A 24,077-nucleotide genomic window follows, 5' to 3' on the forward strand; every position below is an offset into this window, starting at 1 on the left:
ATGTTTGAAAAACTGCTTTCCTTCTCCAGACACAACAAGATGGCGCTGTTGGCGCTGATGGATGCGCTGCTGCTGCCGCTGGCCTTGTGGTGCGCGGTGTTTCTGCGTCTGGGCGGCTACTGGGACCCCAAGCTCAACCCGCACCTGTGGATCTTCATGGTGCCGCCCCTGTGGGCGATACCCATCTTCATCAAGTTGGGCCTGTACCGCGCGGTGCTGAAGTATCTGGACGACAAGATCATCGTCACCGTGTTTTTGGGGGTGACCTTGTCGGTGCTGGTGCTGCAGGGCGTGATCCAGATGTTCGCCATCTGGACCATGCCGCGCGCCGCGATCATCATCTTCTGGGTGTTCGCGATGGCCTATATCGGCGGCAGCCGCTTCCTGCTGCGCGGCCTGGTGCGACGCATCGACGTGGTGGACGCGCCGCGCGAGCATGTGATCATCTACGGCGCCGGCCGCGCCGGGGTGCAGCTGATGCTGGCCCTGCAGGCCGGCCGCGAATACCGGCCGATGGCCTTCGTCGACGACAACCCCGAGTTGCGGCGCCGCACTTTCCGCGGCGTGGCGGTGCACGCGCCGGAGGAGTTGCCTAAGCTGATCAAGGACACCGCCGCCAAATGCATCCTGCTGGCGATGCCGTCGGTCAGCCGCGGCCGCCAGCGCGAAATCCTGGAGTCGCTGGAGCGCTTGCGGGTGCCGATCAAGCGCCTGCCCGGCATGGCCGACCTGGTGTCCGGCGAGGCGCGGGTGGAGGAATTGAAGGAAGTGGAGATCGAGGACCTGCTGGGCCGCGATCCGGTGCCGCCGAAGGCCGAGTTGCTGGCGCGCAACATCAAGGGCCGGGTGGTGATGGTCACCGGCGCCGGCGGCTCCATCGGCTCCGAACTGGTGCGCCAGATCGCCCGCAACCAGCCGGCGCGCATCGTGCTGTTCGAGCTGTCGGAATTCGCGCTGTACGCGATAGACCAGGAGCTGGCGCAGCTGGCGCCGGCGATCCCGCGCACGCCCATCCTGGGTTCGGTGATCGATTACGACAGGCTGAGCCAGGTGATGCGCGCGTTCAAGGTGGAGACGGTGTACCACGCCGCCGCTTACAAGCACGTGCCGATGGTGGAGCACAATCCGGTGGCCGGCATCGTCAACAACGCCTTCGGCACGGATACCACCGCCCGCGCCGCCGAGGACTGCGGCGTCGACACCTTCGTGCTGATCTCCACCGACAAGGCGGTGCGTCCCACCAATGTGATGGGCGCCACCAAGCGGCTGGCCGAGCTGACGCTGCAAACCCGCCACGCCCGTGGCAGCCGCACCCGCTTTGTGATGGTGCGCTTCGGCAACGTGCTGGGCAGCTCCGGCTCGGTGGTGCCGCTGTTCCGCCGCCAGATCAAGGCCGGCGGCCCCATCACGCTGACCCACGCCGACATCACCCGCTACTTCATGACCATACCCGAAGCGGCGCAACTGGTGATCCAGGCCGGCGCAATGGGCGACGGCGGCGACGTGTTCGTGCTGGATATGGGCGAACCGGTGCGGATCATCGATCTGGCGCGGCGCATGGTGCATCTGTCCGGCCTGGAGGTGAAGGACGAGCATCACGAGCGCGGCGACATCGCAATCCGCATCACCGGCCTGCGTCCTGGCGAGAAGCTGTACGAAGAGCTGCTGATCGGCGACAACGTGCTGGCCACCGACCACGCCCGCATCATGCGCGCGCAGGAATACCACCTGAGCGCCGAGGAGATGGCCTCCCTGCTGCAGCGGCTGCGCGAGGCCTGCCAGCGGCTGGACGCGCCGGCGGCCTTCGCGCTGATGCAGGAGGCGGTGCACGAGTTCCGCGCCGGAGAGGCGACGCAGGACTGGGTGACGCTGCAGAGCTGAAACTCCCTTGCTCGGCTCCTCAACGGCTGCAAGCTACCACTTGCAGCCGTTGTCCTTGTCCAGCGCGTCCCGCAGCAGGAAGGGCGCCGCCAGCAGGCCCAAGGCGGAGTAGGCGTTTTTGCAGTCTTTGCGCTGCGCCTGGTCGATATTGCGCGCCAGCCGCGCTTTTTCCGCATCGGCTTGCAGCGGCTTGGCGTTGGGATTTTCCGGCTCCAGGCGGCGAATTTGCTGGCGCAAGCCCTCGATGGTGACGCGGGGCGTGCTGGCTTCCGCCTTGTCATGGCGTTTGTCCGCGCTGGCCTGGCGCCGGCGACTTGGCGATGGGGCGGGCTTGCGCGCAGGCTGACGGGAGGCACGGGTGCTTGCCGCGGCCTGAGCCGGCGGCGCCGGTCTGCCGGCCGGGAAATCCCCCCGGCTGGGCAAGGCGATGGGCCTGATATTGACCAGCAGCGGCAAGGCTGGCGGCATCGCCTCCTGTTGCAGGGCGTTCAGTCCGACCAGGGCCAGCAGGTGCAGCAGCAGGCTGGCGGCAATGGCAGGGACTCGTCCGGGAAGGAGGATGGGACGGCGATTGAGCGGAAGCGCGATGGTCATCATGGGAAAGTAGGGCAGGGCATCTCGTATGTCAAAGCTGTAACGGTTTGCATCGGGCCGGATAGGCTTGATCCGGCGCCGCTGCTTGATGGACCGCCTGAATGGCGGAAAGTGCGGGCGAATCCTGTTGCCGCCGCCGCGGTGTACTATCGCAAGTCTTGCAAGGAGGCATACAGGCTATGGAAACCCGCTGGCTGGAAGATTTTCTGGTGCTGGCCGACACCGGCAGCTTCACCCGTTCCGCCGAATTGCGCCATCTGACGCAGCCGGCGTTCTCGCGCCGCATCCGCGCGCTGGAAAGCTGGCTGGGGGCCGACCTGATAGACCGCACCACCTACCCCACCCGCCTTACCGCCGCCGGCAAGCTGTTGCAGGAGCAGGCGGTGCCGCTGCTGGCCCAGCTCAACACCACCCGCACCATGCTGCGCGGCCTTCAGCCGCTGCCGCAGGGCACGCTGGAGTTCGCAGTGCCGCACACGCTGTCGTTTTCCTATTTCCCCAAATGGCTGATAGCGGTGGAGCAGGACTTCGGCCCGCTGTCCTGCCGGCTGCAGGCCAGCAATGTCCACGACGCGCTGCTGGCCTTCGTCGAAGGCGGCAGCGACCTCCTGATGTGCTACCACCATCCCAAGCAGCCGGTGGAGCTGCACGACGCCCGTTACGGCGGCTTGCGTCTGGGCGTGGAGCGGCTGCGGCCGTATTCCGCGGCGCGGGACGGCGCGCCGCGCTTCGCGCTGCCCGGCCGCGCGGAGGCGCCGCTGCCCTTCTTGGGCTACGCCAGCAACGCCTATTTCCGGCTGATGAGCGATTTGATCCTGGTGGGAGGGCCGCAGCCGGCGCACCTGTCGCTGCGCTACGAAACCGATATGGCGGAAGGCTTGAAGCAGATGGCGCTGGCCGGCCATGGCGTGGCTTTTCTGCCGGAAAGCTCGGTGGCGGCTGAGTGCCAGTCCGGCCTGCTGCTGCCGGCCGGCGGCGACGAGTGGAGCGTGCGGATGGAGATCCAGCTGTATTGCGACCGCCGCCGCGCCCGGCCCGAGCTGGAAGCGCTGTGGGACTACCTGTCGGCGCGTTATCCGCCGGTGTGAGCCGGTAGGCTTTGCCAAGGTTATGCATTTCCTGCATGACCCCATCGCCATTCGGAATTGGCCAGCCAGACGGCTCAGGCATACAGTGCGGGCTCATCCGCCGTCCGACGACGGCCTATACGGAGACATGCCGCATGACCACCCGCACCGAACACGATCTCTTGGGCAACCGCGAAGTGCCGGCCGCCGCCTACTGGGGCGTGCACACCCTGCGCGCCATCGAGAATTTCCCGATCACCGGCCAGACCATCGCCAGCTACGGCGACCTGATCCGCGCGCTGGCCTGCATCAAGCAGGCCGCCGCCCAGGCCAACCGCGATCTGGGCATTCTCGATCCGAAACTGGCGCAGGCCATCGTCGACGCCTGCGAGGAGATCCGCGATGGCAAGCTGCATGAAGAATTCGTGGTCGATGTGATCCAGGGCGGCGCCGGCACCTCCACCAATATGAACGCCAACGAGGTGATCGCCAACCGCGCGCTGGAGCTGCTGGGCCACACCAAGGGCGAGTACCAATATCTGCACCCGAACGAGCACGTCAACCTGTGCCAGAGCACCAACGACGTCTATCCCACCGCGCTGCGCCTGGCCGCCTTCTGGGGCGTGCACAAGCTGGTATCGCGGATGGAAGCGCTGCGCGGCGCCTTCGCCGCCAAGGCCGACGAGTTCAAGGACATCCTGAAGATGGGCCGCACCCAGCTGCAGGACGCGGTGCCGATGACGCTGGGCCAGGAATTCCAGACCTACGCGGTGATGCTGGGCGAGGACGAGCAGCGCCTGAAGGAAGCCAGCGCGCTGATGCTGGAGATCAACCTGGGCGCTACCGCCATCGGCACCGGCATCACCTCGCATCCGGACTATGCCCGCCTGGTATGCCTGCACCTGTCCGAGCTGACCGGCCACAAGCTGATCACCGCGCCCAATCTGATCGAAGCCACCCAGGACTGCGGCGCCTTCGTTCAGCTGTCCGGCGTGTTGAAGCGGGTGGCGGTCAAGCTGTCCAAGACTTGCAACGACCTGCGGCTGTTGTCGTCCGGCCCGCGCGCCGGCTTCGGCGAAATCAATCTGCCGGCGCGCCAGGCCGGCTCGTCCATCATGCCGGGCAAGGTGAATCCGGTGATTCCGGAGGTGGTGAGCCAGGTGGCGTACGAGGTGATCGGCAATGACGTTACCATCACCATGGCGGCCGAGGCCGGCCAGCTGCAGCTGAACGCCTTCGAGCCCGTCATCGCCTATAGCCTGTTCCGCAGCGCCGGCCACTTGGCCAACGCTTGCGACACCCTGGCCGAGCATTGCGTCAAGGGCATCACCGCCAACCGCGAGCGCCTGCGCCTGAGCGTGGAAAACTCCATCGGCCTGGTGACCGCGCTCAACCCGGTGATTGGCTACGAGGCTGCCACCCGTGTCGCCGCCGAGGCTCACGCCAACGGCAGCAGCGTGGCCGAGGTGGTGCTGGCCCACGGCTTGCTGACCCGCGAGCAGCTGGACGACATCCTGCAGCCGGAAATGCTGACCCAGCCGCGCTGGGTGACGCTGTAACCTTTTTCCATCCTTGTTTGACTCGTGATTTCCGGCGCCTGTGGCGCCGGTTTTTTTATGTTGCGTCACAAGCCGCTGGCGATTGCGTCCGGCAACAGGTATAACATTTATTGTGCACCGCACAATAAAAGGAGCGCATGATGAGTCTTCTCCTGTGGTGGAGTATCGAATTCCCCGCCCGCACCCTGTCCTGCCTGCTGGACGGCTGGCGCTGCCAGCAGCAGTACTGGCGTTCCAGCCTGTTCCACGGCGCCAGGGTCTGCCTGAGCCCGGCGCCCTTGCCGGACAAGCTGGCGCGGCTGGCCAGGCGTGGCTGCGCCGATGGCATCGCGCTGTGCTATGACGGCTGCCAGCCGCGTTTCGCATGGCTGGAGCATGCCTGCCTGAATCTGCCGCAATGCGGCTGCGCGCGCGAGGAATGGCAAAACTGCCTGCATCGCAGCCGGCAGGCGCTGCAACAAGGCCTGTTGCAGTTGGGACGGGAATGGTCGCGGCTGTAACCGCGGCTGGTGTTCAAGCCGGCGTGGCCGCGTTTTCGCAGCGGGTTTGCTGGCGATGGCGATAGCCCTTTCCATTTAATGCTCATGATATAGAATGCGTGGAAATATCCAATTTGGATATTTCCATTTAAATGGAAAGGGTATTCCTATGATGCGCAGGGCGATTTTTCTAGCGGGACTGCTTGTGACTAGTGGTGCGCAGGCGGACTGGGCGGCGAAAGTGCTTGCAGACCAATATCTGGCGACGGTCAACTATGGCGGCGGCACGCTGAGCTATGGCGAAGACGCTTCGGCGATGGGGCCGTTGCAGCAGGTGGCGAATCAAATGCAGAGCCTGCCCTCCGATTTGCAGCAGGCTTTGAACGGGCCGGTGTCGCAACTGGTGGCGAGGAACGGCGCCAGCTTCCAGAGCGGGACGATCAGCGGCAATGCGCAGCTGACAATCACCCCGGATGCCAGCGGCGTGGCCCGCATGACGGTATCCGGACTCGGTTATCAGGTGCGCAGCCAGTATTCCGGCAGCAAATGGGGCGTGATCCACTACAGCTGCACCAATACGCTGACGCTGAGCAACATCGTCATCACCGCCCAGTATGGCACGGCCAGCGGCGCAATGCAGGACGGCAAGACCGGCATGACGGCGACGACCAGTTCCTCTACCGACTGCGATTCCAATTTGAGCTGGATTCTGCCGGGAGTGGGCGACGTGCTGATCGGCAAGGCCCAGGACAAGATCAATGACCTACTGCTGAGCAATGTGCAGGTTCAGATGGCCAAAGCGAAGGACGCGCTGTTGTACGGCACCGATCAGAACATGCTCAATGGACTGAGTCGTCTGGTGCCGCCGGGCAAGGTGGTGGCGCTGCCGGGGGGCGGCTCGTTTCCGCTGGGACAATATCTGCAGAACAATCTCGCCTATCTGCTGGGCAACAGTCAGTTGAGCATTCAGCTGGGAAGTCCGATCGCGCTGAAAAAATACATAGGCTTGGGCAGGCCGCCGGTATCGAATGTTACCGCCGATGCGGTGACGATCGCGCTTTCGTCGCCGGCGCTGTCGTTCTCGATCAAGGTGAGCGAAACCGTAAACTTGGGATGGGTGTGCCTTCCCATTCATGGCAACTGCTAGACCTCTTGCCGCAGGGAGGCCGGCGCGCTGGCGCCTTAGGCGTTCAGCCGCCTGGCCTTGTTCAGGCCGCTGTTCCCCTGGGGCTGAGGGGGCGACGAGGAACAGGGACCGAGCCTGGAGCGCGAGTCCGGAGCGCTATCCGCGCCTTCGGAGGGAAGCGCGAGCCGGCGGCCATGCTCGCGTGTTGGCCCGCGAGCCATGCGATAATCGCCATTTTGATCCGGATGCGACAATGGCGACCCAATTTCTTCTGAGCGAGCAGCAAATGCAACAATTGGCGCCGCAACTGCAAGGCTATCTATCGGACCAGCTTGGCCTGGAGATCGGCAGTTTCGATGCCCGTTTCTTGCTGGACTTCCTTGCCGACAAGATGGGGCGCGATATCTACAACAAGGCGCTGCAGGATGCGCAGACCGCGCTGGCGGCCAGGCTGGAGACATTGCAGGCGGCGATCTGGGAGCTGGAGAAGTAGGCCCCGGACCATTCGGCCGGACAAGCGCAAGCTGCCGGCCGCCGGCAATTGCGGTTACAATCGTGCATCCTTCCCCTTTATGCTGCTGTGCCGATGCTCTACTTGCGTTTGATGATAAAAGGCTTCTTGCTGGCGGTGCTGCTGGTGGTGCTCGGCTTCGCCTACATCGCCTGGACCATCGTCGACTACGGCAGCGGCGGCGAGCAGAACGGCGCCGATGCCGCGCTGGTGCTGGGCGCGGCGGCCTGGGGCAACAAGCCGTCGCCGGTGTTCCGCGAGCGCATCAACCACGCGGTCAAACTGTATCAGGGCGGCAAGGTGCGCTGGATCGTGTTCACCGGCGGCACGCCGCAGCCCGGCTATCCGTCCGAGGCCGACGTCGGGCGGGAATTCGCCGCCCGCCAGGGCGTGCCGATGACCGCGATGCTGGCCGAGACCGAGTCGCGCACCACCTGGCAGAACCTGTCCAACGCCCGCGACCTGGGCCGCCAGTTTGGCATCCGTTCCTATCTGCTGGTCAGCGACCCCCTGCACATGCGCCGCGCGGTGCTGATGGCCGGCGATCTGGGGCTGAGCGCCTATCCGGCACCCACCCAGTCCAGCCGCTTCCGCACCCTGTCCAGCTGGTCGCGCTTCCTGGCGCGTGAAACCTGGCTGTATCTGGGTTACCGGGTTTTTCGCCAGTTGTCTTGAGGGAGTGTGGATAACCCAGCGATTTTTAGATTGCTGTGGATAAGTAGCTGGCCCATTGCCAAAAGAAAAAGCCGCCAATTGGCGGCTTTGTTCATTGCTGCGCGATGTTCAGGCGGCGTGCCACAGATCGATCAGCTCGCCGGCTTCCAGCGATTGAACCTCGCTGCGGGCTTCGAGCCAGGCCACCAGCTCGCCGCGCAGCGCTTCGCTGATCTTGAGCTCGTTCACCGGGAAGGCCACGCCTTCCAGCTTGTTCTTGCCGTCGAAATGGCCGCCGAAGCTGATGCCGGCTTCATCCACGCGGGTCAGCCAGCCGTCCAGCAGATCATCGGCGTCCACGCCTTCGTGCAGATTGGCGATCAGGTGGAAGCCCAACTCGCGGAATTCGCCGACGCGCATTTTCTTGCGCTGACGGGCGTTGAGGCGTTTCAGACGTTGGGCGGAATTGGGGTTGCGCAGAAAAGCCATGATGATTCCTTATTCAAAGACGTGGCGATGATAGCAGGTTTGCGGTGTGGTCAGGTGGTGGCGGTCTGGGCGACTTATTCTCTATTGTTCTTAAATGGTAACAGTTGTGATTGTTATGTCATAAATGGTGTGGCTAGTATCGAACGAGCAATACCCATCAAAACCATAACGATAGCGACAAAGAGATGCATGCCAATAAAAAACCAATAGCAGTTTCCGTGATATTAGCTTCATTGCTGAGCGCCTGCGGCGGCGGCGGGACAAGCGGCCCGGATGGCAATGCAGCCGCCGGCGCGCAGGCCGCCAGCAGCAAACTTGCGCAGCCTTCCGGCAAGGAGGTGGCGCTGATCGCCTGCAGCGGCGCGCGCTGCCAGTTGCCGGCCAGCGCGGCCGGCGCCGCTTCCGGCTCGGTTTACCAGTACAGCAACGCCAGCGGCCAGGCGCAAACCATCACCTTGACCGGACTGGCGGCCGGAGGCTGGAATGCCGAGGTCGCCCGCATCAGCAGCGGCGATACTTCGACGCAGGCCAGGCGCGGGGCGGGCGGTTTGCGCGGCGGCGACGTGGCGCGGCAGGACAGGCTGGAGGCGGAAAGTCAACTGGTGTTGCGCGCGGTGGCGCAGCACAGCCGTAGCGGCGCCATGCAGCGTCAGCTGTTGCGGCAGTCGGCCAAGTTGAGCGGCGCGCAGAATGCTTTGCAACAGCAAAACTACGCCTTGGGCGACTCGCGGCTATGGCATGACATGGACGCCGACAGCGTCACCACGCTGCAGGCGGCGCGCGACTTGCCCAACGGCGGCAAGGTGTACGTCTGGGCGCAGCAGGGGCTCAACGTCAGCGCCAGCAACGCCCAGGCCGACGCGCTGGCCGAGCGTTTCGCCAACAGCGTTTATCCGCTGGAGGCCAGCGTGGTCAGCGAGCCGTGGGGCAACGACATCCACCCGGACTGGCGCGCGCTGGCGCTGCCGGGCAGCACCAAGGATGTTCATCTGGTGCTCAGCCGGCTGAACGATCCGGCCCAAGTTGGCGGCAGCCGTCTGTTGGGCTATGTGCGCTGGACCAACGCGCTGCTAGCCACGGCGGCGCCGGCGGTGTGCGGCGGCGACGCCGACTGCGAGAAGATCATAGGCAACAGCAACCAGGCGCTGGCGACTTTCGTCGACCTGGACACTTTCGTCAAGGCGGACAGCCCGGGCAACTGGTCGATGAAGGACAATGGTCCCAGTCTGGCGCTGTCCACGCTGGCGCATGAGTATCTGCACGTGCTGTATTCCTACAACAAGATTCTGCGGCAGCAGCCGGGCTCGGATTCGCCCACGGTATGGGAGAACGAGTTGGCGGCGCAGACCATGGGCTATCTGGTGTCGGCCGACACCTTCACCGGCGGCCGCGGCCGCGACGCCAACTCGCATCCCGACTTGCGTCCGGGTGGAGATTTCGAGTCTCTGCTGCGGCAACCTGCGTGCAATCTGAAAGGCTGGAGCGTGGCGGCGGGCGATTACACCTGCTATCCGAAAGCATTGACGCTGGGCATGCAGATGCTGCACCAGTTCGGCGCCGGCGTGATGAAACCATGGGTGACCGGCGCCAGCCGGGGCGAGCAGGCGCTGGACGACGGCCTGCGCGCGGTGGGCGGCGGCAATTACAGTAGCCTGCTGCTGCGGCTGACCACCACGCTGGCATTGGCCGAAGGCGGTTCGGCGGTGCCTGGCTACGGCTTCCCGGCCAAAACTCTGCAGCTGCCGGCCAACCAGTACTTCCCGCAGGGTAAAACTCTGCAATTGCCGGCAATCGCCTTCCAGGCGCGGGAGGTCAACTGGTCCGGCGACACCGGTGCGGAAACCTATCGCCAGGCGCTGGCGGTGAGGCGCGGTAGCGCGCAGATCACCGTGCCGGCCAATAGCCATCTGTTGCTGGTGAAGCCATGAGCCGACGCTGGCCGCTGTGGTGCCTGCTGCCCTGGCTGATGGCGATGGCCACCGCGCCATGGGAGCAGGGCACGCTGGTGGCGGTCGGCGCCCAGCCGTTGCTGCGGCTGGGGATAGCGCGCGGCGGCGAGGTGCTGACCATCCGGCCGGCCGGCGATGGCCAGGGGGTGGACCGCGCCCGCCTGCGGCAATTGCGGCCGCAGACCGGGCAGCGCATCCGCTACCGTGTGGCCGGCGAGGCCAGCAGTCCGGCTTACGGCCGCGAGGTCATTCTGCGCCAGGTGGAAGTCTTGCCTTGAGGCGCGGCGATGGCGGCCGACGGGCCCATCCGGCATCATGCCGGCTGGGCCTTTTACGTTTGGGAGACCGACACCATGCGATTGTTCAGCGCGGATGATTTCCGTTCCATGCCCTGGGCCAACGGCGGCGGCCAGACTTGCGAACTGTTCCGGCTGGCGCATCCCGCGCGGGCGGACGCCTTCGCCGTGCGGCTGTCCATCGCCGATGTGGCGCAGGGAGGCCCGTTTTCCCACTTCCCCGGGGTGGACCGCCTATTGGGTTTGCTGGAGGGAGACGGCATGGAGCTGAGCCTGGACGATGGCGGCTCGCTGCGTCTGGACGCGCCTGGCCAGATAGCGTCCTTTGGCGGCGAGGCCGCCGTCCAGTGTCGTCTGCTGGGCGGCGCGTTGCGCGACTGCAACCTGATGCTGGCGCGCGACTGGGGACGCGGTGAGCTCAGCCGCTTGAGCTTGTCGGCAGGGCAGGACCTGAGCGTGCCGGTGGCCGATATGACCCTGCTGTATCTGCAGCGGGGCGAGTGGCGCTGCGACGGCCGGCTGCTGCCGCCGGCTTGCCTGCTGGCGGCGGAGGGGGAGGCGCTGGCGCTGCAGGCGCAAACCGACGGCGTCGCCTGGCTGGCGCGGGTGAGCCGCCTGGCTTGAGGCCATGAAAAAAGCCAACCGCGCGGTTGGCTTTCCGATTGGGAGCGCGGCGCTTACAGCCCCAGTTCGCTCCAGATGGCGTCCACGCGCTGGCGGGTGGTGTTGTCCATCACGATCGGCGTGCCCCATTCGCGGCTGGTCTCGCCCGGCAGCTTGTTGGTGGCGTCCAGTCCCATTTTGCCGCCCAGGCCAGAGATCGGGCTGGCGAAATCCAGGTAGTCGATGGGGGTGTGGTCTATCAGCGTGGTGTCGCGCACCGGGTCCATCCGGGTGGTGATCGCCCAGATCACTTCCTTCCAGTCGCGGCAGTCGACGTCGTCGTCCACCACCACGATGAACTTGGTGTACATGAATTGGCGCAGGAAGCTCCAGCAGCCCATCATCACCCTTTTCGCGTGGCCCGGGTACTGCTTCTTGATGCTGATCACCGCCATCCGGTAGCTGCAGCCTTCCGGCGGCAGATAGAAGTCGACGATCTCCGGGAACTGCTTTTGCAGGATGGGCACGAACACCTCGTTCAGCGCCACGCCCAGGATGGCCGGCTCGTCCGGCGGCTTGCCGGTGTAGGTGCTGTGGTAAATCGCGTTCTCGCGCATGGTGATGCGGTCTATCGTCAGCACCGGGAAGCGGTCCTGCTCATTGTAGTAGCCGGTGTGGTCGCCATAGGGGCCCTCCAGCGCGGTGTCGTCCGGATGGATGTGGCCTTCCAGCACGATTTCGGCGCGCGCCGGCACTTGCAGGTCCGAGCCGATGCATTTGGTCAGCTCGGTACGGCTGCCGCGCAACAGGCCGGCGAACTGGTATTCCGACAGCGTGTCCGGCACCGGCGTCACCGCGCCGAGTATGGTGGCCGGGTCGCAGCCCAGCACCACCGCCACCGGATAAGGCTGGCCCGGGTGCTGCTGGCAGAACTCGCGGTAGTCCAGCGCGCCGCCGCGGTGCGCCAGCCAGCGCATGATCACGCGGTTGCGGCCTATCACCTGCTGGCGGTAGATGCCCAGGTTCTGCCGTTTCTTGTTGGGGCCGCGGGTGACGGTGAGGCCCCAGGTGATCAGCGGGGCGACATCGCCCGGCCAGCAATGCTGGATCGGCAGCTTTTCCAGGTCGACGGCGTCGCCTTCGCAGACGATCTGCTGGCACGGCGCCTTTTTTACTTCCTTAGGCGCCATCGACAGCACCTGCTTGATGAGCGGCAGCTTGTCCCAGGCGTCCTTCAGGCCTTTAGGCGGTTCCGGTTCCTTCAGATAGGCCAGCGTCTGGCCGATTTCCCTGAGCTGCATCACGTCGCTAGCGCCCATGCCCAGCGCCACGCGCTCCGGCGTGCCGAACAGGTTGGCCAGCACCGGGAAGTCGTAGCTCCGGTTCCGATGGCGCGGTTGTTCGAACAGCAGCGCGGGGCCGCCCGCCTTCAGCACGCGGTCGCCGATTTCCGTCATTTCCAAATGCGGGGACACCGGCGCGCTGATCCGCTTCAGCAGCTGTTTTTGTTCAAGTTGGGCGATGAATTCCCGTAGATCGGCATATTTCATGACTTTTTCATGATCTGGCGCAAAGTGTGGAGTGGGGGGCTTGGATAATCTGCCTTCGAACGTCGCACGCTACTGCCGGCAGGGATCGCTGTCAACGCTGGCCGGCCGCGCGGCCAGTATTTTTAGCCCCATTGGAGAACAGAAAATGAAGAAGCTCGCTCTCGCCGCCATGATAGGCATGCTTTCCGCCGGCGCGTTCGCCGCCCAGGGCGACATCCTCGCCCGTTTCCGCGTGATCGACGTCGATCCTTCGGCCAGCTGGAGCAGTTCGGCTCCTGGCCTGAATGTGGATGCCAAGTCCTCTCCCGCGCTGGAGTTGGACTTCACCTATATGATCACCAACAACATCGGCACCGAGCTGATCCTGGGCACCTCGCGCCACAAGATCACGGCCAACGGCGCGGACATCGGCAAGGTGTCGGTGCTGCCGCCGACCGTGACGGTGCAGTACCACTTCGCGCCGGAAGCCACTTTCCGTCCGTATGTCGGCGCCGGCGTCAACTACACCCGCTTCTATAACGACGGGCTGGGCAACGGCGCGATCACGGTCAAGAAGAACAGCTTCGGTCCGGCGCTGCAGGCGGGCGCGGACATCGCCATCAACAAGAACTGGTTCGTCAACTTCGACGTCAAGAAGCTGTGGGTGCAGACCGACGTCAGCGCCGGCGGCGCCAAGCTGGGTACGCTGCACATCGACCCGTGGGTGTTCGGCGTCGGCGTCGGCACCAAGTTCTGAGCGGTACCGCCTGTGTGAAAAAGGGCGCCTTGCGGCGCCCTTTTTCTTTTGCCGGATAGCCTATATCCATCCATCTGATGGCTTGGGCATGTTCAGGGCCATGACCGCGGCGGTTGATGGCGTCATAATGATTGACGGCGTGAATTTTCCATCGCGGCGGGTGTCGATCAGACACGGCGCGCGGGTTGCCGCCTGCGCAAAGCGCCGATATCGCGTCATGGATTGGCGCCAGCCGGCGGCGGGGACGAAGATTTGCTGGCCCGCGCGGCGGGCTTAGACAATCTTGTTGTCAAAATACATCATTTACAATAATGACAGTCCAGATATTTTTCGCGGCGCCGGCGCATGCCGGGGAGAGTTTTTTTCATTGAAAAGAGCAACTTATCCGGATGGCTTGCCATGTTGGCGAGGATAGGCGGAAAAATGCGCTGAGTTATTGAATTTACAAGGGATTTCAGCGGCCCCGAAAATTGATTTTTTGTTAAACTGGCGCCCTTTTTCGTGGTGGGGAAGATCCATGGCTCTCCTTGAAATCAAAAACGTGGTCAAACGCTTCGGCGACTACACGGCGGTCAACGATGTCAGCCTGTCGGTCGAGGCGGGCGAGTTCTTCACGCTGCTGGGCCCTTCGGGCTGCGGCAAGACCACCTTGCTGCGCATGCTGGCCGGTTTCGAGCAGCCGGATGCCGGGCAGATCCTGCTGGACGGCCAGGACATGTCCCAGGTTGCGCCGGAGAAGCGCCCGGTTCACACGGTGTTCCAAAGCTATGCGTTGTTCCCGCACATTACGGTGCGCGAGAACATCGCCTTCCCGCTGAAGATGGCCAAATGGGACAAGCGCAAGATCGAGGCCCAGGTGGATCAGTTGCTGGCCGACGTGCGCCTGACCCCGTTCGGCAGCCGCTACCCGCATGAAATGTCCGGCGGCCAGCGCCAGCGCGTGGCCATCGCCCGCGCGCTGGTGGACCGGCCGCGGCTGCTGCTGCTGGACGAACCGCTGTCGGCGCTGGACGCCAAGCTGCGCGAGGAGATGCAGATCGAGCTGATCAATCTGCAGAAGGAAGTGGGCATCACCTTCGTCTACGTCACCCACGACCAGGGCGAGGCGCTGGCCCTCAGCCATCGCATCGCGGTGATGAGCCACGGCCAGGTCGAGCAACTGGACGCGCCGGAGCAGTTGTACAGCTATCCGAAAAACCGTTTTGTCGCCGACTTCCTCGGCCAGTGCAATGTGCTGGAAGCCACCGTCAAATCGCTGGACGGCGACGCCATGACGCTGGACATCAAGGGTTGCGGCGAGGTGAGGTGCCTGGCGGTGGCCGGCGCCAAGCCGGGTCAGCAAGGCTGGCTGGCGCTGCGTCCGGAGAAGGTGAGGCTGGACAAGTCGCTGGCGGCCCAGGACGACGAAGCCCACCTGAAGGGCCGCGTGCACGATTGCCTGTATCTTGGCGACGTCACCCTCTATGTGGTGGAAGTGGCCGACGGCGTGCGTATCGAGGCGATGCAGGCAAACAACATTCCCGGCGTCGCAAAATTCTTCGACGATGGCGACAGCGTCGAAATCGCCTGGCGCTTCGACGCCGGCAGCTTCCTGACGGAGTAAGCGATGGCCATCCGTGATCGTTTCGGCAAGTGGGCGCTGTCCTGGCCCCCCTTGCTGTACCTGGTATTGTTCTTCCTGATCCCGTCGCTGATCATGCTGGTGGCGGCGTTTCGCCAGCCCGGCGACTACGGCGGCCTGGCGCCGCTGTTCACCATCGAGGACGGCCAGCGCGTCTGGCAACTGACGCTGGACAACTTCCACCGCCTGGTGGAGGAGCCGCTGTACATCGAGCTGTTCATCAAGTCGGCCGGCTACGCGCTGACCACCACGGTGGTCTGCCTGCTGATGGCTTACCCGCTGGCCTGGCTGATCGCCCGCTCCGGCAAGAAGTACCGCGACCTGCTGCTGCTGCTGGTGATCCTGCCGTTCTGGTCCAACTTCCTGATCCGCATTTACGCCTGGATGATCATCCTGGGTCCGCAGTCGGCGTTCACCAAGGCGCTGAATCTGGCGCTGACCACGCTGGGCTTCGAGCCGGTGCGGCTGTTGTTCACCTCGTTCGCGGTGATCGTCGGCCTGGTATACGTGCATCTGCCCTTCATGGTGCTGCCGCTGTACGCCAATCTGGAAAAGCACGACATGGCGCTGCTGGACGCCGCGCAGGACCTCGGCGCCAATGCCTGGCAGCGTTTCTGGCGCGTGACTTGGCCGCTGAGCCTGCCAGGCGTGTTCGCCGGCTCGGCGCTGGTGTTCATCCCGGCGCTGGGCATGTTCGCCATTCCGGACATCCTGGGCGGCACCGAATCCATCATGATAGGCAATCTGATCAAGCAGCAGATCCTGGATACCCGCGACTGGCCATTCGGCTCGGTGCTGTCCATCATGCTGACCGGCGGCGTATTGCTGATCGCCGTTCTGGGGGCTGTGGTAGCGAGAAAGGGGAAGGCGCGTGGCTAAGAAACAATCGAAGTGGCTGTGGGCTTCGGCCGGCCTGACCTATCTGTTCCTGTACCTGCCGCTGGTGATCGTGGTGCTGTACTCGTTCAACGATTCGCGCCTCAACGCCGAGTGGGTGGGCTTCACCCTCAAGTGGTACGACAAGCTGTTCCACAACGAGAAGATGCTGACCGCGGCCGGCAACTCGCTGCTGATCGGCATCGTCGCCAGCTTCTTCGCCACCATCCTGGGCACGCTGGCCGGCATCGCGCTGCACAAGTACAAGCTCAGGCTGCTGCCCTTCCTGGTGCTGACGCCCATCGCCATTCCGGAGCTGCTGATGGGGGTGTCGCTGGTGATCTTCTTCGTCATCGTCAATCAGCTGATCGGCATTCTGGAGCTGGGCTTCGTTACCATCCTGCTGTCGCATATCGCCTTCTGTATCGGCTTCGTCGCCATCGTGGTGCGGGCGCGGATGCAAGGCATGGACGACAGCCTGGTGGAAGCTGCGCGCGATCTGGGCGCCACGCCGTTCCAGGCCTTCCGCCTGATCACGCTGCCGGTGATCAAGCCCGGCATCATCGCCGGCGCACTGATGGCGTTCACGCTGTCGATCGACGACTTCGTGATCACCTTCTTCACCGCCGGCGCCGGCGCCAGCATGCTGCCGCTAGAGATCTACTCGATGATCAAGATAGCTGTCACGCCGGAAGTGAACGCGGTGTCCAGCTTGTTGATGCTGCTGACGCTGGCCTTGATCGTCATCGCGTCCAGGGTATCGCCCAGCGCGCTGCGCGCCAATGGTTGACACATCCGCGGCTGGCTGCCGCCTTGCGGCGGCTAGGATGTCCGCAGTCGCTTGGCCCGGGCAGTCCTGAGGGGGCGCTGCCCGGTTTCTCCCGTAGTACCACCATGCTGTGCAATACAAAGGAAGCAAAATGAAGAAGATCCTCGCGGTGCTGGCACTGGCAGCCTCAACCCAGGCGTTTGCAGCGGATGAGCTGCATCTGTACAACTGGAACAACTATCTATCCGAAGCCGCAGCCAAAAACTTTGAAGCCTACTGCAAGTGCAAGCTGGTGCAGGACTACTACGGCGACAACGAGGAAATGCTGGCCAAACTGGCCGCCGGCGCCAAGGGCTACGACATGGTGGTACCCACCGGCTTCGCGGTGGACGCGCTGATCAAGCAGGGCAAGGCGCAGCCGCTGGACAAGGCGCAACTGCCCAATTTCAAGAACCTGAACCCGGGCTATCTGAACAGTTTCTTCGACAAGGGCAACAAGTACTCGGCGCCGTACGCCTTCACCACCACCCTGATCGGCTACAATGAAACCAAGCTGAAGCAGCTGGGCCTGGGCGACAAGGTCAATACCTGGGCGCTGATCTTCGATCCGGCGCTGCTCTCCAAGATCAAAGGCAAGATCACCGTGCTGGATTCGCAGCGCGAACTGGTGTCCGCCGCGCTGATGTACCTGGGCAAGCCGGCCAACTCCACCAATCCGGCCGACTGGAAAGCCGCCCGCGATGTGATTCTGAAGGCCAAGCCGTACTGGGCCGCCTTCAACAACCAGTCCTATATCAAGGAGCTGACCGTGGGCAATATCTATGTCGCCTTCGGCTATTCCAACGATATGTTCCAGGCCCAGCAGGACGCCAAGAAGGCCAAGCGCAACTTCGCGCTGAACTTCAGCCTGCAGAAGGAAGGCAACACCCTGTCGCTGGACAACTTCGTGGTATTGAAGGATGCGCCGCGCAAGGACCTGGCCTACAAGTTCATCAACTTCATGCTGGACGGCAAGAACGCGGCTGGCCTGACCAACGAGCTGGGCAACGGCAACCCCAACGCCGCTGCCGGCAAGTTCGTCAAGACCGAGCTGACCAAGATCCCGGCTATCTTCCCGACTGCCACCGACCTGCCGCGCCTGCAGCAGCTGCACGATCTGAACGCCAAGGACCGCCGCGAGTTGAACAAGGTGTGGTCCGAGATCAAGCTGAAGTAAGCCGCCATATCGAGTCAACAGCAAAGGCCGGGATTCCCGGCCTTTTTTTGCGTCCGCATCTATATTATGTGGTTTCAGCTCAGCTTCAGCCGCCGCAGATCCCGGATGCGTTCGATGCGGAAATCCACATACGCCGGCCGGCGCGTCTCCTTGCTCACCCACACGGTAGTCATGCCCAGCTCCTTGGCTGTGAGCAGATTGGGCAATGAGTCCTCCACCATGATGCAGTGCTCGGCGCGCAGGCCTTCGCGTGACAACACCATATGGAATGCGTCGACGTGTGGTTTGGGCACGTAGTTGAGGTTGTCGACGCCGTATACCGAGTCGAAGTGATGGCGGATGCTCATCCGGTGCAGAATGCCCTCCACATAATGATTGGGGCCGTTGGACAGGATGATCTTGCGGCCGGGCAGCGCCGACAGGCTGTCGGCCAGTTGATCTTCAAACTGCAGCCATTGCGCCAGCGCCTCCACCGGATGGGTCTCGGTCAGGAAGTGCTGCGGATCGATGCCGTGATGAGTGGAGAGTCCGTGCATGGTAGCGCCGTATTGCGCCCAGTAACGCGAGCGCAGCGCGCAGGCTTCCGCTTCGTCCACGCCGAGATGGCGCATCATGTATTCGCTCATCAGCTTGTTGATGTGCTCGAAGATGCCGCCGCTGGCATGGTGCAGGGTGTCGTCCAGGTCGAAAATCCAGGTCTTGTGGCTCACGGTAAGGCTTTTTTGCTGAAAAGATGGGGTCGTCGATTATCCATTTCCCGTGCGAAACAGGCCAGAAAAAGCGCGGCAGGGTGGTTGCGCCGATGTTGGCGTGCAGACGTTCCCTTTTTTATCAATGTGTTGCAGGCATCCTGTGAAAATCTTGCAGATTTTTTACCGGAAGGTGTTGACGAGGGTGGGGCGCGGCGGTATAGTTCGCCTCCTCAGCTGACGCAGCGAACGAAACAAGCCGAACGAAACAGGTTCCGGCGGTGTTCGAAGCGGCCGGCACTGCTCTTTAACAGAACGAATAACCGATAGGTGTAAGTGCTTGGCGAAAGCCAAAAACTTGCACTGCAAGAGACAAGAAATACTTGTTTTATTTCTTTGAACTTGCGTGCCAGAAAATTTGCTATGAGATTGAACTGAAGAGTTTGATCCTGGCTCAGATTGAACGCTGGCGGCATGCTTTACACATGCAAGTCGAACGGTAACAGGGAGCTTGCTCCGCTGACGAGTGGCGAACGGGTGAGTAACGCATCGGAATGTACCGTGTAATGGGGGATAGCTCGGCGAAAGCCGGATTAATACCGCATACGCCCTGAGGGGGAAAGTGGGGGACCGTAAGGCCTCACGTTATACGAGCAGCCGATGTCTGATTAGCTAGTTGGTGAGGTAAGAGCTCACCAAGGCGACGATCAGTAGCGGGTCTGAGAGGATGATCCGCCACACTGGGACTGAGACACGGCCCAGACTCCTACGGGAGGCAGCAGTGGGGAATTTTGGACAATGGGCGCAAGCCTGATCCAGCCATGCCGCGTGTCTGAAGAAGGCCTTCGGGTTGTAAAGGACTTTTGTTCGGGAGGAAATCCCGCTGGTTAATACCTGGCGGGGATGACAGTACCGGAAGAATAAGCACCGGCTAACTACGTGCCAGCAGCCGCGGTAATACGTAGGGTGCAAGCGTTAATCGGAATTACTGGGCGTAAAGCGTGCGCAGGCGGTTTTGCAAGTCTGATGTGAAAGCCCCGGGCTCAACCTGGGAACGGCATTGGAGACTGCAAGACTAGAGTGCGTCAGAGGGGGGTAGAATTCCGCGTGTAGCAGTGAAATGCGTAGAGATGCGGAGGAATACCGATGGCGAAGGCAGCCCCCTGGGATGACACTGACGCTCATGCACGAAAGCGTGGGGAGCAAACAGGATTAGATACCCTGGTAGTCCACGCCCTAAACGATGTCAATTAGCTGTTGGGGGTTTGAATCCTTGGTAGCGTAGCTAACGCGTGAAATTGACCGCCTGGGGAGTACGGCCGCAAGGTTAAAACTCAAAGGAATTGACGGGGACCCGCACAAGCGGTGGATGATGTGGATTAATTCGATGCAACGCGAAAAACCTTACCTGCTCTTGACATGTACGGAACTTGCCAGAGATGGCTTGGTGCCCGAAAGGGAGCCGTAACACAGGTGCTGCATGGCTGTCGTCAGCTCGTGTCGTGAGATGTTGGGTTAAGTCCCGCAACGAGCGCAACCCTTGTCATTAGTTGCCATCATTAAGTTGGGCACTCTAATGAGACTGCCGGTGACAAACCGGAGGAAGGTGGGGATGACGTCAAGTCCTCATGGCCCTTATGAGCAGGGCTTCACACGTCATACAATGGTCGGTACAGAGGGTCGCTAAGCCGCGAGGTGGTGCCAATCTCATAAAACCGATCGTAGTCCGGATCGCACTCTGCAACTCGAGTGCGTGAAGTCGGAATCGCTAGTAATCGCAGATCAGCATGCTGCGGTGAATACGTTCCCGGGTCTTGTACACACCGCCCGTCACACCATGGGAGTGAGTTTCACCAGAAGTGGGTAGGCTAACCGTAAGGAGGCCGCTTACCACGGTGGGATTCATGACTGGGGTGAAGTCGTAACAAGGTAGCCGTAGGGGAACCTGCGGCTGGATCACCTCCTTTCTAGAGAAGGCGATCGTCAAGTACTTACAGCCTATCGGTTATTCTGTTAAGGGCAGCCAGCTCCTTGTGGGGCTGGCGTAGAAGTTTACTGGGTTTGTAGCTCAGCTGGTTAGAGCACTGTGTTGATAACGCAGGGGTCGTAGGTTCGAGTCCTACCAGACCCACCAGTTGGGGGATTAGCTCAGTTGGGAGAGCACCTGCTTTGCAAGCAGGGGGTCGTCGGTTCGATCCCGTCATCCTCCACCACAACTCAAACACAAGCGAACTCGGAAGAGTTTGGTTCTGTTTGCGTTGTAATTTTAACGCCCGATCTTTAACAAACTGAAGAAGCCGAATATATAAGACGGCGAAATGAAAGCGTAGAGTTAATTCTGTACGCGGACAAATCGTCATCTTGGGTATTTGATTGTATCTAAGGCTGCGTCGCCATATCAAAAGGGGCGGTGCAGTCGTCGCACAAACACGCTCTGTCATGAAGTGACGTAGGTTACTGAAATGATAGGGTCAAGCGACTAAGTGCATCTGGTGGATGCCTTGGCGATCACAGGCGATGAAGGACGTGTAAGCCTGCGAAAAGCGTGGGGGAGCTGGCAATAGAGCTTTGATCCCACGATATCCGAATGGGGAAACCCGGCCCTTAGGGGTCATCCCGTGCTGAATACATAGGCACGAGGAAGCGAACTCAGCGAACTGAAACATCTAAGTAGCTGAAGGAAAAGAAATCAACCGAGATTCCGTAAGTAGTGGCGAGCGAACGCGGAACAGCCTGTATGTGATAGAGATTGCGTTAGTGGAAGGTTCATGGAAAGGACCGCCATAGTGGGTGATAGCCCCGTACACGAAAACGCATTCTTGGTACTAAGCATACGAAAAGTAGGGCGGGACACGCGAAATCCTGTTTGAAGATGGGGGGACCATCCTCCAAGGCTAAATACTCGTGATCGACCGATAGTGAACCAGTACCGTGAGGGAAAGGCGAAAAGAACCCCGGGAGGGGAGTGAAATAGAACCTGAAACCGGATGCATACAAACAGTGGGAGCGGACTTGTTCCGTGACTGCGTACCTTTTGTATAATGGGTCAGCGACTTACATTCAGTGGCAAGCTTAACCGAATAGGGGAGGCGTAGGGAAACCGAGTCCGAATAGGGCGAATCAGTCGCTGGGTGTAGACCCGAAACCGAGTGATCTATCCATGGCCAGGATGAAGGTGCGGTAACACGCACTGGAGGTCCGAACCCACTAGTGTTGCAAAACTAGGGGATGAGCTGTGGATAGGGGTGAAAGGCTAAACAAACTCGGAGATAGCTGGTTCTCCCCGAAAACTATTTAGGTAGTGCCTCATGTATCACTTCCGGGGGTAAAGCACTGTTATGGCTAGGGGGTCATTGCGATTTACCAAACCATGGCAAACTCTGAATACCGGAAAGTGCCAGCATGGGAGACAGACAGTGGGTGCTAACGTCCATTGTCAAGAGGGAAACAACCCAGACCGCCAGCTAAGGTCCCAAATGATCAGTTAAGTGGTAAACGAAGTGGGAAGGCATAGACAGCCAGGATGTTGGCTTAGAAGCAGCCATCATTTAAAGAAAGCGTAATAGCTCACTGGTCGAGTCGTCCTGCGCGGAAGATGTAACGGGGCTCAAACTGATAACCGAAGCTGCGGATGGGCACAGTCAAATGTGTCCGTGGTAGGGGAGCGTTCTGTAGGTCTGTGAAGGTGTGTCGAGAGGCATGCTGGAGATATCAGAAGTGCGAATGCTGACATGAGTAGCGATAAAGCGGGTGAAAAGCCCGCTCGCCGAAAGCCCAAGGTTTCCTACGCAACGTTCATCGGCGTAGGGTGAGTCGGCCCCTAAGGCGAGGCTGAAAAGCGTAGTCGATGGGAAACGGGTTAAAATTCCCGTACTTTTGTGTAGTGCGATGTGGGGACGGAGAAGGTTAGGTCAGCAGACTGTTGGAATAGTCTGTTCAAGCCGGTAGGTGTGAAGAGTAGGCAAATCCGCTCTTCTTTAACACCGAGACGTGATAACGAGGGTCTACGGACCTGAAGTGACTGATACCACGCTTCCAGGAAAAGCCACTAAGCTTCAGCTACACAAGAACCGTACCGCAAACCGACACAGGTGGGCAGGATGAGAATTCTAAGGCGCTTGAGAGAACTCAGGAGAAGGAACTCGGCAAATTGATACCGTAACTTCGGGAGAAGGTATGCCTGTTGTGGTGTAAGACTTCGCGTCTGAAGCTATGACAGGTCGCAGAGAATCGGTGGCTGCGACTGTTTAACAAAAACACAGCACTGTGCCAACACGAAAGTGGACGTATACGGTGTGACGCCTGCCCGGTGCCGGAAGGTTAAGTGATGGGGTGCAAGCTCTTGATCGAAGCCCCGGTAAACGGCGGCCGTAACTATAACGGTCCTAAGGTAGCGAAATTCCTTGTCGGGTAAGTTCCGACCCGCACGAATGGCGTAACGATGGCCACACTGTCTCCTCCTGAGACTCAGCGAAGTTGAAGTGTTTGTGAAGATGCAATCTACCCGCTGCTAGACGGAAAGACCCCGTGAACCTTTACTGTAGCTTTGCATTGGACTTTGAAGTGGTTTGTGTAGGATAGGTGGGAGGCTATGAAGCCTGGACGCTAGTTCAGGTGGAGCCAACCTTGAAATACCACCCTGACCCCTTTGAGGTTCTAACCTTGGTCCGTGATCCGGATTGGGGACAGTGCATGGTAGGCAGTTTGACTGGGGCGGTCTCCTCCCAAAGTGTAACGGAGGAGTTCGAAGGTTACCTAGGTACGGTCGGAAATCGTGCTGATAGTGCAATGGCAAAAGGTAGCTTAACTGCGAGACCGACAAGTCGAGCAGGTGCGAAAGCAGGACATAGTGATCCGGTGGTTCTGTATGGAAGGGCCATCGCTCAACGGATAAAAGGTACTCCGGGGATAACAGGCTGATACCGCCCAAGAGTTCACATCGACGGCGGTGTTTGGCACCTCGATGTCGGCTCATCACATCCTGGGGCTGTAGCCGGTCCCAAGGGTATGGCTGTTCGCCATTTAAAGTGGTACGTGAGCTGGGTTCAAAACGTCGTGAGACAGTTTGGTCCCTATCTGCAGTGGGCGTTGGAAGTTTGACGGGGGCTGCTCCTAGTACGAGAGGACCGGAGTGGACGAACCTCTGGTGTACCGGTTGTCACGCCAGTGGCATCGCCGGGTAGCTAAGTTCGGAAGAGATAACCGCTGAAAGCATCTAAGCGGGAAACTCGCCTGAAGATGAGACTTCCCTGGAGGCTAGACCTCCCTGAAGAGTCGTTCGAGACCAGGACGTTGATAGGTCGGGTGTGGAAGCGCTGTGAGGCGTGAAGCTAACCGATACTAATTGCTCGTGAGGCTTGATCCTATCATTTGAGTGGCTTGGGAAACTGAGTGACGAAGATGGAGTGTGAG

The 24,077-nt window shown here is 61.4% G+C and carries 19 protein-coding genes, 2 tRNA genes and 2 rRNA genes; 19 read left to right on the forward strand and 4 right to left on the reverse strand.

What is annotated here, in order from left to right; translation table 11 throughout:
• Entirely contained in the window at positions 1-1,881 is a 1,881-nt protein-coding gene (locus BI347_RS09595) for a polysaccharide biosynthesis protein (RefSeq protein ID WP_071115777.1), read from the forward strand.
• A gap of 33 nt (positions 1,882-1,914) precedes the next feature.
• On the opposite strand, the gene BI347_RS09600 is transcribed toward BI347_RS09595, so the two are convergent.
• Positions 1,915-2,478, reverse strand: coding sequence for a hypothetical protein (locus BI347_RS09600; protein ID WP_071115778.1), 564 nt, complete (start codon positions 2,476-2,478; stop codon positions 1,915-1,917).
• A 176-nt stretch (positions 2,479-2,654) separates the two neighbouring features.
• Here BI347_RS09600 and BI347_RS09605 point away from each other — a divergent pair, with 176 nt between their 5' ends.
• The 6 genes from BI347_RS09605 to BI347_RS09630 all read left to right on the forward strand — a co-directional run bounded on the left by BI347_RS09605 (position 2,655) and on the right by BI347_RS09630 (position 7,892).
• A complete protein-coding gene (locus tag BI347_RS09605) occupies positions 2,655-3,563 on the forward strand; it encodes a LysR substrate-binding domain-containing protein (protein WP_071115779.1) in 909 nt (302 codons plus the stop codon).
• A gap of 134 nt (positions 3,564-3,697) precedes the next feature.
• A complete protein-coding gene (gene aspA, locus BI347_RS09610) occupies positions 3,698-5,101 on the forward strand; it encodes an aspartate ammonia-lyase (RefSeq protein WP_071115780.1) in 1,404 nt (467 codons plus the stop codon).
• A 137-nt stretch (positions 5,102-5,238) separates the two neighbouring features.
• Positions 5,239-5,601 (forward strand): hypothetical protein, encoded by a 363-nt coding sequence (locus BI347_RS09615; protein ID WP_071114333.1) that lies wholly within the window; start codon positions 5,239-5,241, stop codon positions 5,599-5,601.
• Between the two features lie 220 nt (positions 5,602-5,821).
• Positions 5,822-6,727, forward strand: coding sequence for a hypothetical protein (locus BI347_RS09620; RefSeq protein WP_204378026.1), 906 nt, complete (start codon positions 5,822-5,824; stop codon positions 6,725-6,727).
• Positions 6,728-6,959: 232 nt separating this feature from the next.
• Positions 6,960-7,199, forward strand: a complete 240-nt coding sequence (locus tag BI347_RS09625; protein WP_071114334.1) for a DUF2164 domain-containing protein — start codon at positions 6,960-6,962, stop codon at positions 7,197-7,199.
• A 93-nt stretch (positions 7,200-7,292) separates the two neighbouring features.
• Positions 7,293-7,892, forward strand: a complete 600-nt coding sequence (locus tag BI347_RS09630; RefSeq protein WP_071114335.1) for a YdcF family protein — start codon at positions 7,293-7,295, stop codon at positions 7,890-7,892.
• A gap of 108 nt (positions 7,893-8,000) precedes the next feature.
• Here the strand turns inward: BI347_RS09630 and BI347_RS09635 are convergent, their stop codons facing one another.
• Positions 8,001-8,360: a 50S ribosome-binding protein YggL gene (locus tag BI347_RS09635; RefSeq protein ID WP_071114336.1), complete on the reverse strand. Its 360-nt coding sequence runs from the start codon at positions 8,358-8,360 to the stop codon at positions 8,001-8,003.
• A 218-nt stretch (positions 8,361-8,578) separates the two neighbouring features.
• Between BI347_RS09635 and BI347_RS09640 the strand changes: the two genes are divergently transcribed.
• The 3 genes from BI347_RS09640 (at position 8,579) to BI347_RS09650 (ending at position 11,229) form a co-directional block, all read left to right on the forward strand.
• Positions 8,579-10,288: a M30 family metallopeptidase gene (locus BI347_RS09640; protein ID WP_158020759.1), complete on the forward strand. Its 1,710-nt coding sequence runs from the start codon at positions 8,579-8,581 to the stop codon at positions 10,286-10,288.
• Complete coding sequence (locus BI347_RS09645; RefSeq protein ID WP_071114338.1) at positions 10,285-10,587, forward strand: hypothetical protein; 303 nt, start codon at positions 10,285-10,287, stop codon at positions 10,585-10,587. The genes BI347_RS09640 and BI347_RS09645 overlap by 4 nt, the downstream gene beginning before the upstream one ends.
• 75 nt (positions 10,588-10,662) lie before the next feature.
• On the forward strand, positions 10,663-11,229 hold the full coding sequence (locus BI347_RS09650) for a HutD/Ves family protein (protein WP_158020760.1): 567 nt from the start codon (positions 10,663-10,665) through the stop codon (positions 11,227-11,229).
• Positions 11,230-11,282: 53 nt separating this feature from the next.
• Here the strand turns inward: BI347_RS09650 and ubiD are convergent, their stop codons facing one another.
• Positions 11,283-12,758, reverse strand: coding sequence for a 4-hydroxy-3-polyprenylbenzoate decarboxylase (ubiD, locus tag BI347_RS09655; protein ID WP_071115782.1), 1,476 nt, complete (start codon positions 12,756-12,758; stop codon positions 11,283-11,285).
• A gap of 145 nt (positions 12,759-12,903) precedes the next feature.
• On the opposite strand from ubiD, the gene BI347_RS09660 reads away from it, so the two are divergent.
• The 5 genes from BI347_RS09660 to BI347_RS09680 all read left to right on the forward strand — a co-directional run bounded on the left by BI347_RS09660 (position 12,904) and on the right by BI347_RS09680 (position 17,976).
• Positions 12,904-13,494, forward strand: a complete 591-nt coding sequence (locus tag BI347_RS09660; protein ID WP_071114341.1) for an OmpW/AlkL family protein — start codon at positions 12,904-12,906, stop codon at positions 13,492-13,494.
• Between the two features lie 517 nt (positions 13,495-14,011).
• Positions 14,012-15,097 carry an ABC transporter ATP-binding protein gene (locus BI347_RS09665; RefSeq protein ID WP_071115783.1) on the forward strand — a complete coding sequence of 362 codons (1,086 nt, stop codon included), beginning with the start codon at positions 14,012-14,014 and terminating at the stop codon, positions 15,095-15,097.
• 3 nt (positions 15,098-15,100) lie between these two features.
• Positions 15,101-15,994: an ABC transporter permease gene (locus BI347_RS09670; RefSeq protein ID WP_193431009.1), complete on the forward strand. Its 894-nt coding sequence runs from the start codon at positions 15,101-15,103 to the stop codon at positions 15,992-15,994.
• The gene (locus tag BI347_RS09675) at positions 15,987-16,781 is read left to right on the forward strand and encodes an ABC transporter permease (protein WP_071114343.1); all 795 of its coding nucleotides are present in this window, start codon (positions 15,987-15,989) and stop codon (positions 16,779-16,781) included. The genes BI347_RS09670 and BI347_RS09675 overlap by 8 nt, the downstream gene beginning before the upstream one ends.
• 130 nt (positions 16,782-16,911) lie before the next feature.
• Positions 16,912-17,976, forward strand: a complete 1,065-nt coding sequence (locus tag BI347_RS09680; protein ID WP_071115784.1) for an ABC transporter substrate-binding protein — start codon at positions 16,912-16,914, stop codon at positions 17,974-17,976.
• 74 nt (positions 17,977-18,050) lie between these two features.
• Here the strand turns inward: BI347_RS09680 and BI347_RS09685 are convergent, their stop codons facing one another.
• On the reverse strand, positions 18,051-18,686 hold the full coding sequence (locus BI347_RS09685) for a pyrimidine 5'-nucleotidase (protein ID WP_071114345.1): 636 nt from the start codon (positions 18,684-18,686) through the stop codon (positions 18,051-18,053).
• Between the two features lie 410 nt (positions 18,687-19,096).
• On the opposite strand from BI347_RS09685, the gene BI347_RS09690 reads away from it, so the two are divergent.
• From BI347_RS09690 to BI347_RS09705, 4 genes are all read left to right on the forward strand, one after another.
• Positions 19,097-20,632: ribosomal RNA gene (locus BI347_RS09690) — 16S ribosomal RNA — on the forward strand.
• A gap of 90 nt (positions 20,633-20,722) precedes the next feature.
• Positions 20,723-20,799: transfer RNA gene (locus BI347_RS09695), tRNA-Ile, on the forward strand.
• A 3-nt stretch (positions 20,800-20,802) separates the two neighbouring features.
• Positions 20,803-20,878, forward strand: a tRNA-Ala gene (locus tag BI347_RS09700).
• 256 nt (positions 20,879-21,134) lie between these two features.
• Positions 21,135-24,030 (forward strand): 23S ribosomal RNA (locus BI347_RS09705).
• Together the 16S and 23S rRNA genes with 2 tRNA genes alongside form the textbook arrangement of a ribosomal RNA operon.
• Positions 24,031-24,077: the final 47 nt, after the last annotated feature.

This window comes from Chromobacterium sphagni (assembly GCF_001855575.1).
Classification (GTDB): domain Bacteria; phylum Pseudomonadota; class Gammaproteobacteria; order Burkholderiales; family Chromobacteriaceae; genus Chromobacterium; species Chromobacterium sphagni.

Bases quoted from the DNA above. Each gene is read 5' to 3' on its own strand.
- BI347_RS09595 (WP_071115777.1), top strand. From the start codon at position 1: ATGTTTGAAAAACTGCTTTCCTTCTCCAGACACAACAAGATGGCGCTG.
- BI347_RS09600 (WP_071115778.1), bottom strand. From the start codon at position 2,478: ATGATGACCATCGCGCTTCCGCTCAATCGCCGTCCCATCCTCCTTCCC.
- BI347_RS09605 (WP_071115779.1), top strand. From the start codon at position 2,655: ATGGAAACCCGCTGGCTGGAAGATTTTCTGGTGCTGGCCGACACCGGC.
- aspA (WP_071115780.1), top strand. From the start codon at position 3,698: ATGACCACCCGCACCGAACACGATCTCTTGGGCAACCGCGAAGTGCCG.
- BI347_RS09615 (WP_071114333.1), top strand. From the start codon at position 5,239: ATGATGAGTCTTCTCCTGTGGTGGAGTATCGAATTCCCCGCCCGCACC.
- BI347_RS09625 (WP_071114334.1), top strand. From the start codon at position 6,960: ATGGCGACCCAATTTCTTCTGAGCGAGCAGCAAATGCAACAATTGGCG.
- BI347_RS09630 (WP_071114335.1), top strand. From the start codon at position 7,293: ATGCTCTACTTGCGTTTGATGATAAAAGGCTTCTTGCTGGCGGTGCTG.
- BI347_RS09635 (WP_071114336.1), bottom strand. From the start codon at position 8,360: ATGGCTTTTCTGCGCAACCCCAATTCCGCCCAACGTCTGAAACGCCTC.
- BI347_RS09645 (WP_071114338.1), top strand. From the start codon at position 10,285: ATGAGCCGACGCTGGCCGCTGTGGTGCCTGCTGCCCTGGCTGATGGCG.
- BI347_RS09650 (WP_158020760.1), top strand. From the start codon at position 10,663: ATGCGATTGTTCAGCGCGGATGATTTCCGTTCCATGCCCTGGGCCAAC.
- ubiD (WP_071115782.1), bottom strand. From the start codon at position 12,758: ATGAAATATGCCGATCTACGGGAATTCATCGCCCAACTTGAACAAAAA.
- BI347_RS09660 (WP_071114341.1), top strand. From the start codon at position 12,904: ATGAAGAAGCTCGCTCTCGCCGCCATGATAGGCATGCTTTCCGCCGGC.
- BI347_RS09665 (WP_071115783.1), top strand. From the start codon at position 14,012: ATGGCTCTCCTTGAAATCAAAAACGTGGTCAAACGCTTCGGCGACTAC.
- BI347_RS09670 (WP_193431009.1), top strand. From the start codon at position 15,101: ATGGCCATCCGTGATCGTTTCGGCAAGTGGGCGCTGTCCTGGCCCCCC.
- BI347_RS09680 (WP_071115784.1), top strand. From the start codon at position 16,912: ATGAAGAAGATCCTCGCGGTGCTGGCACTGGCAGCCTCAACCCAGGCG.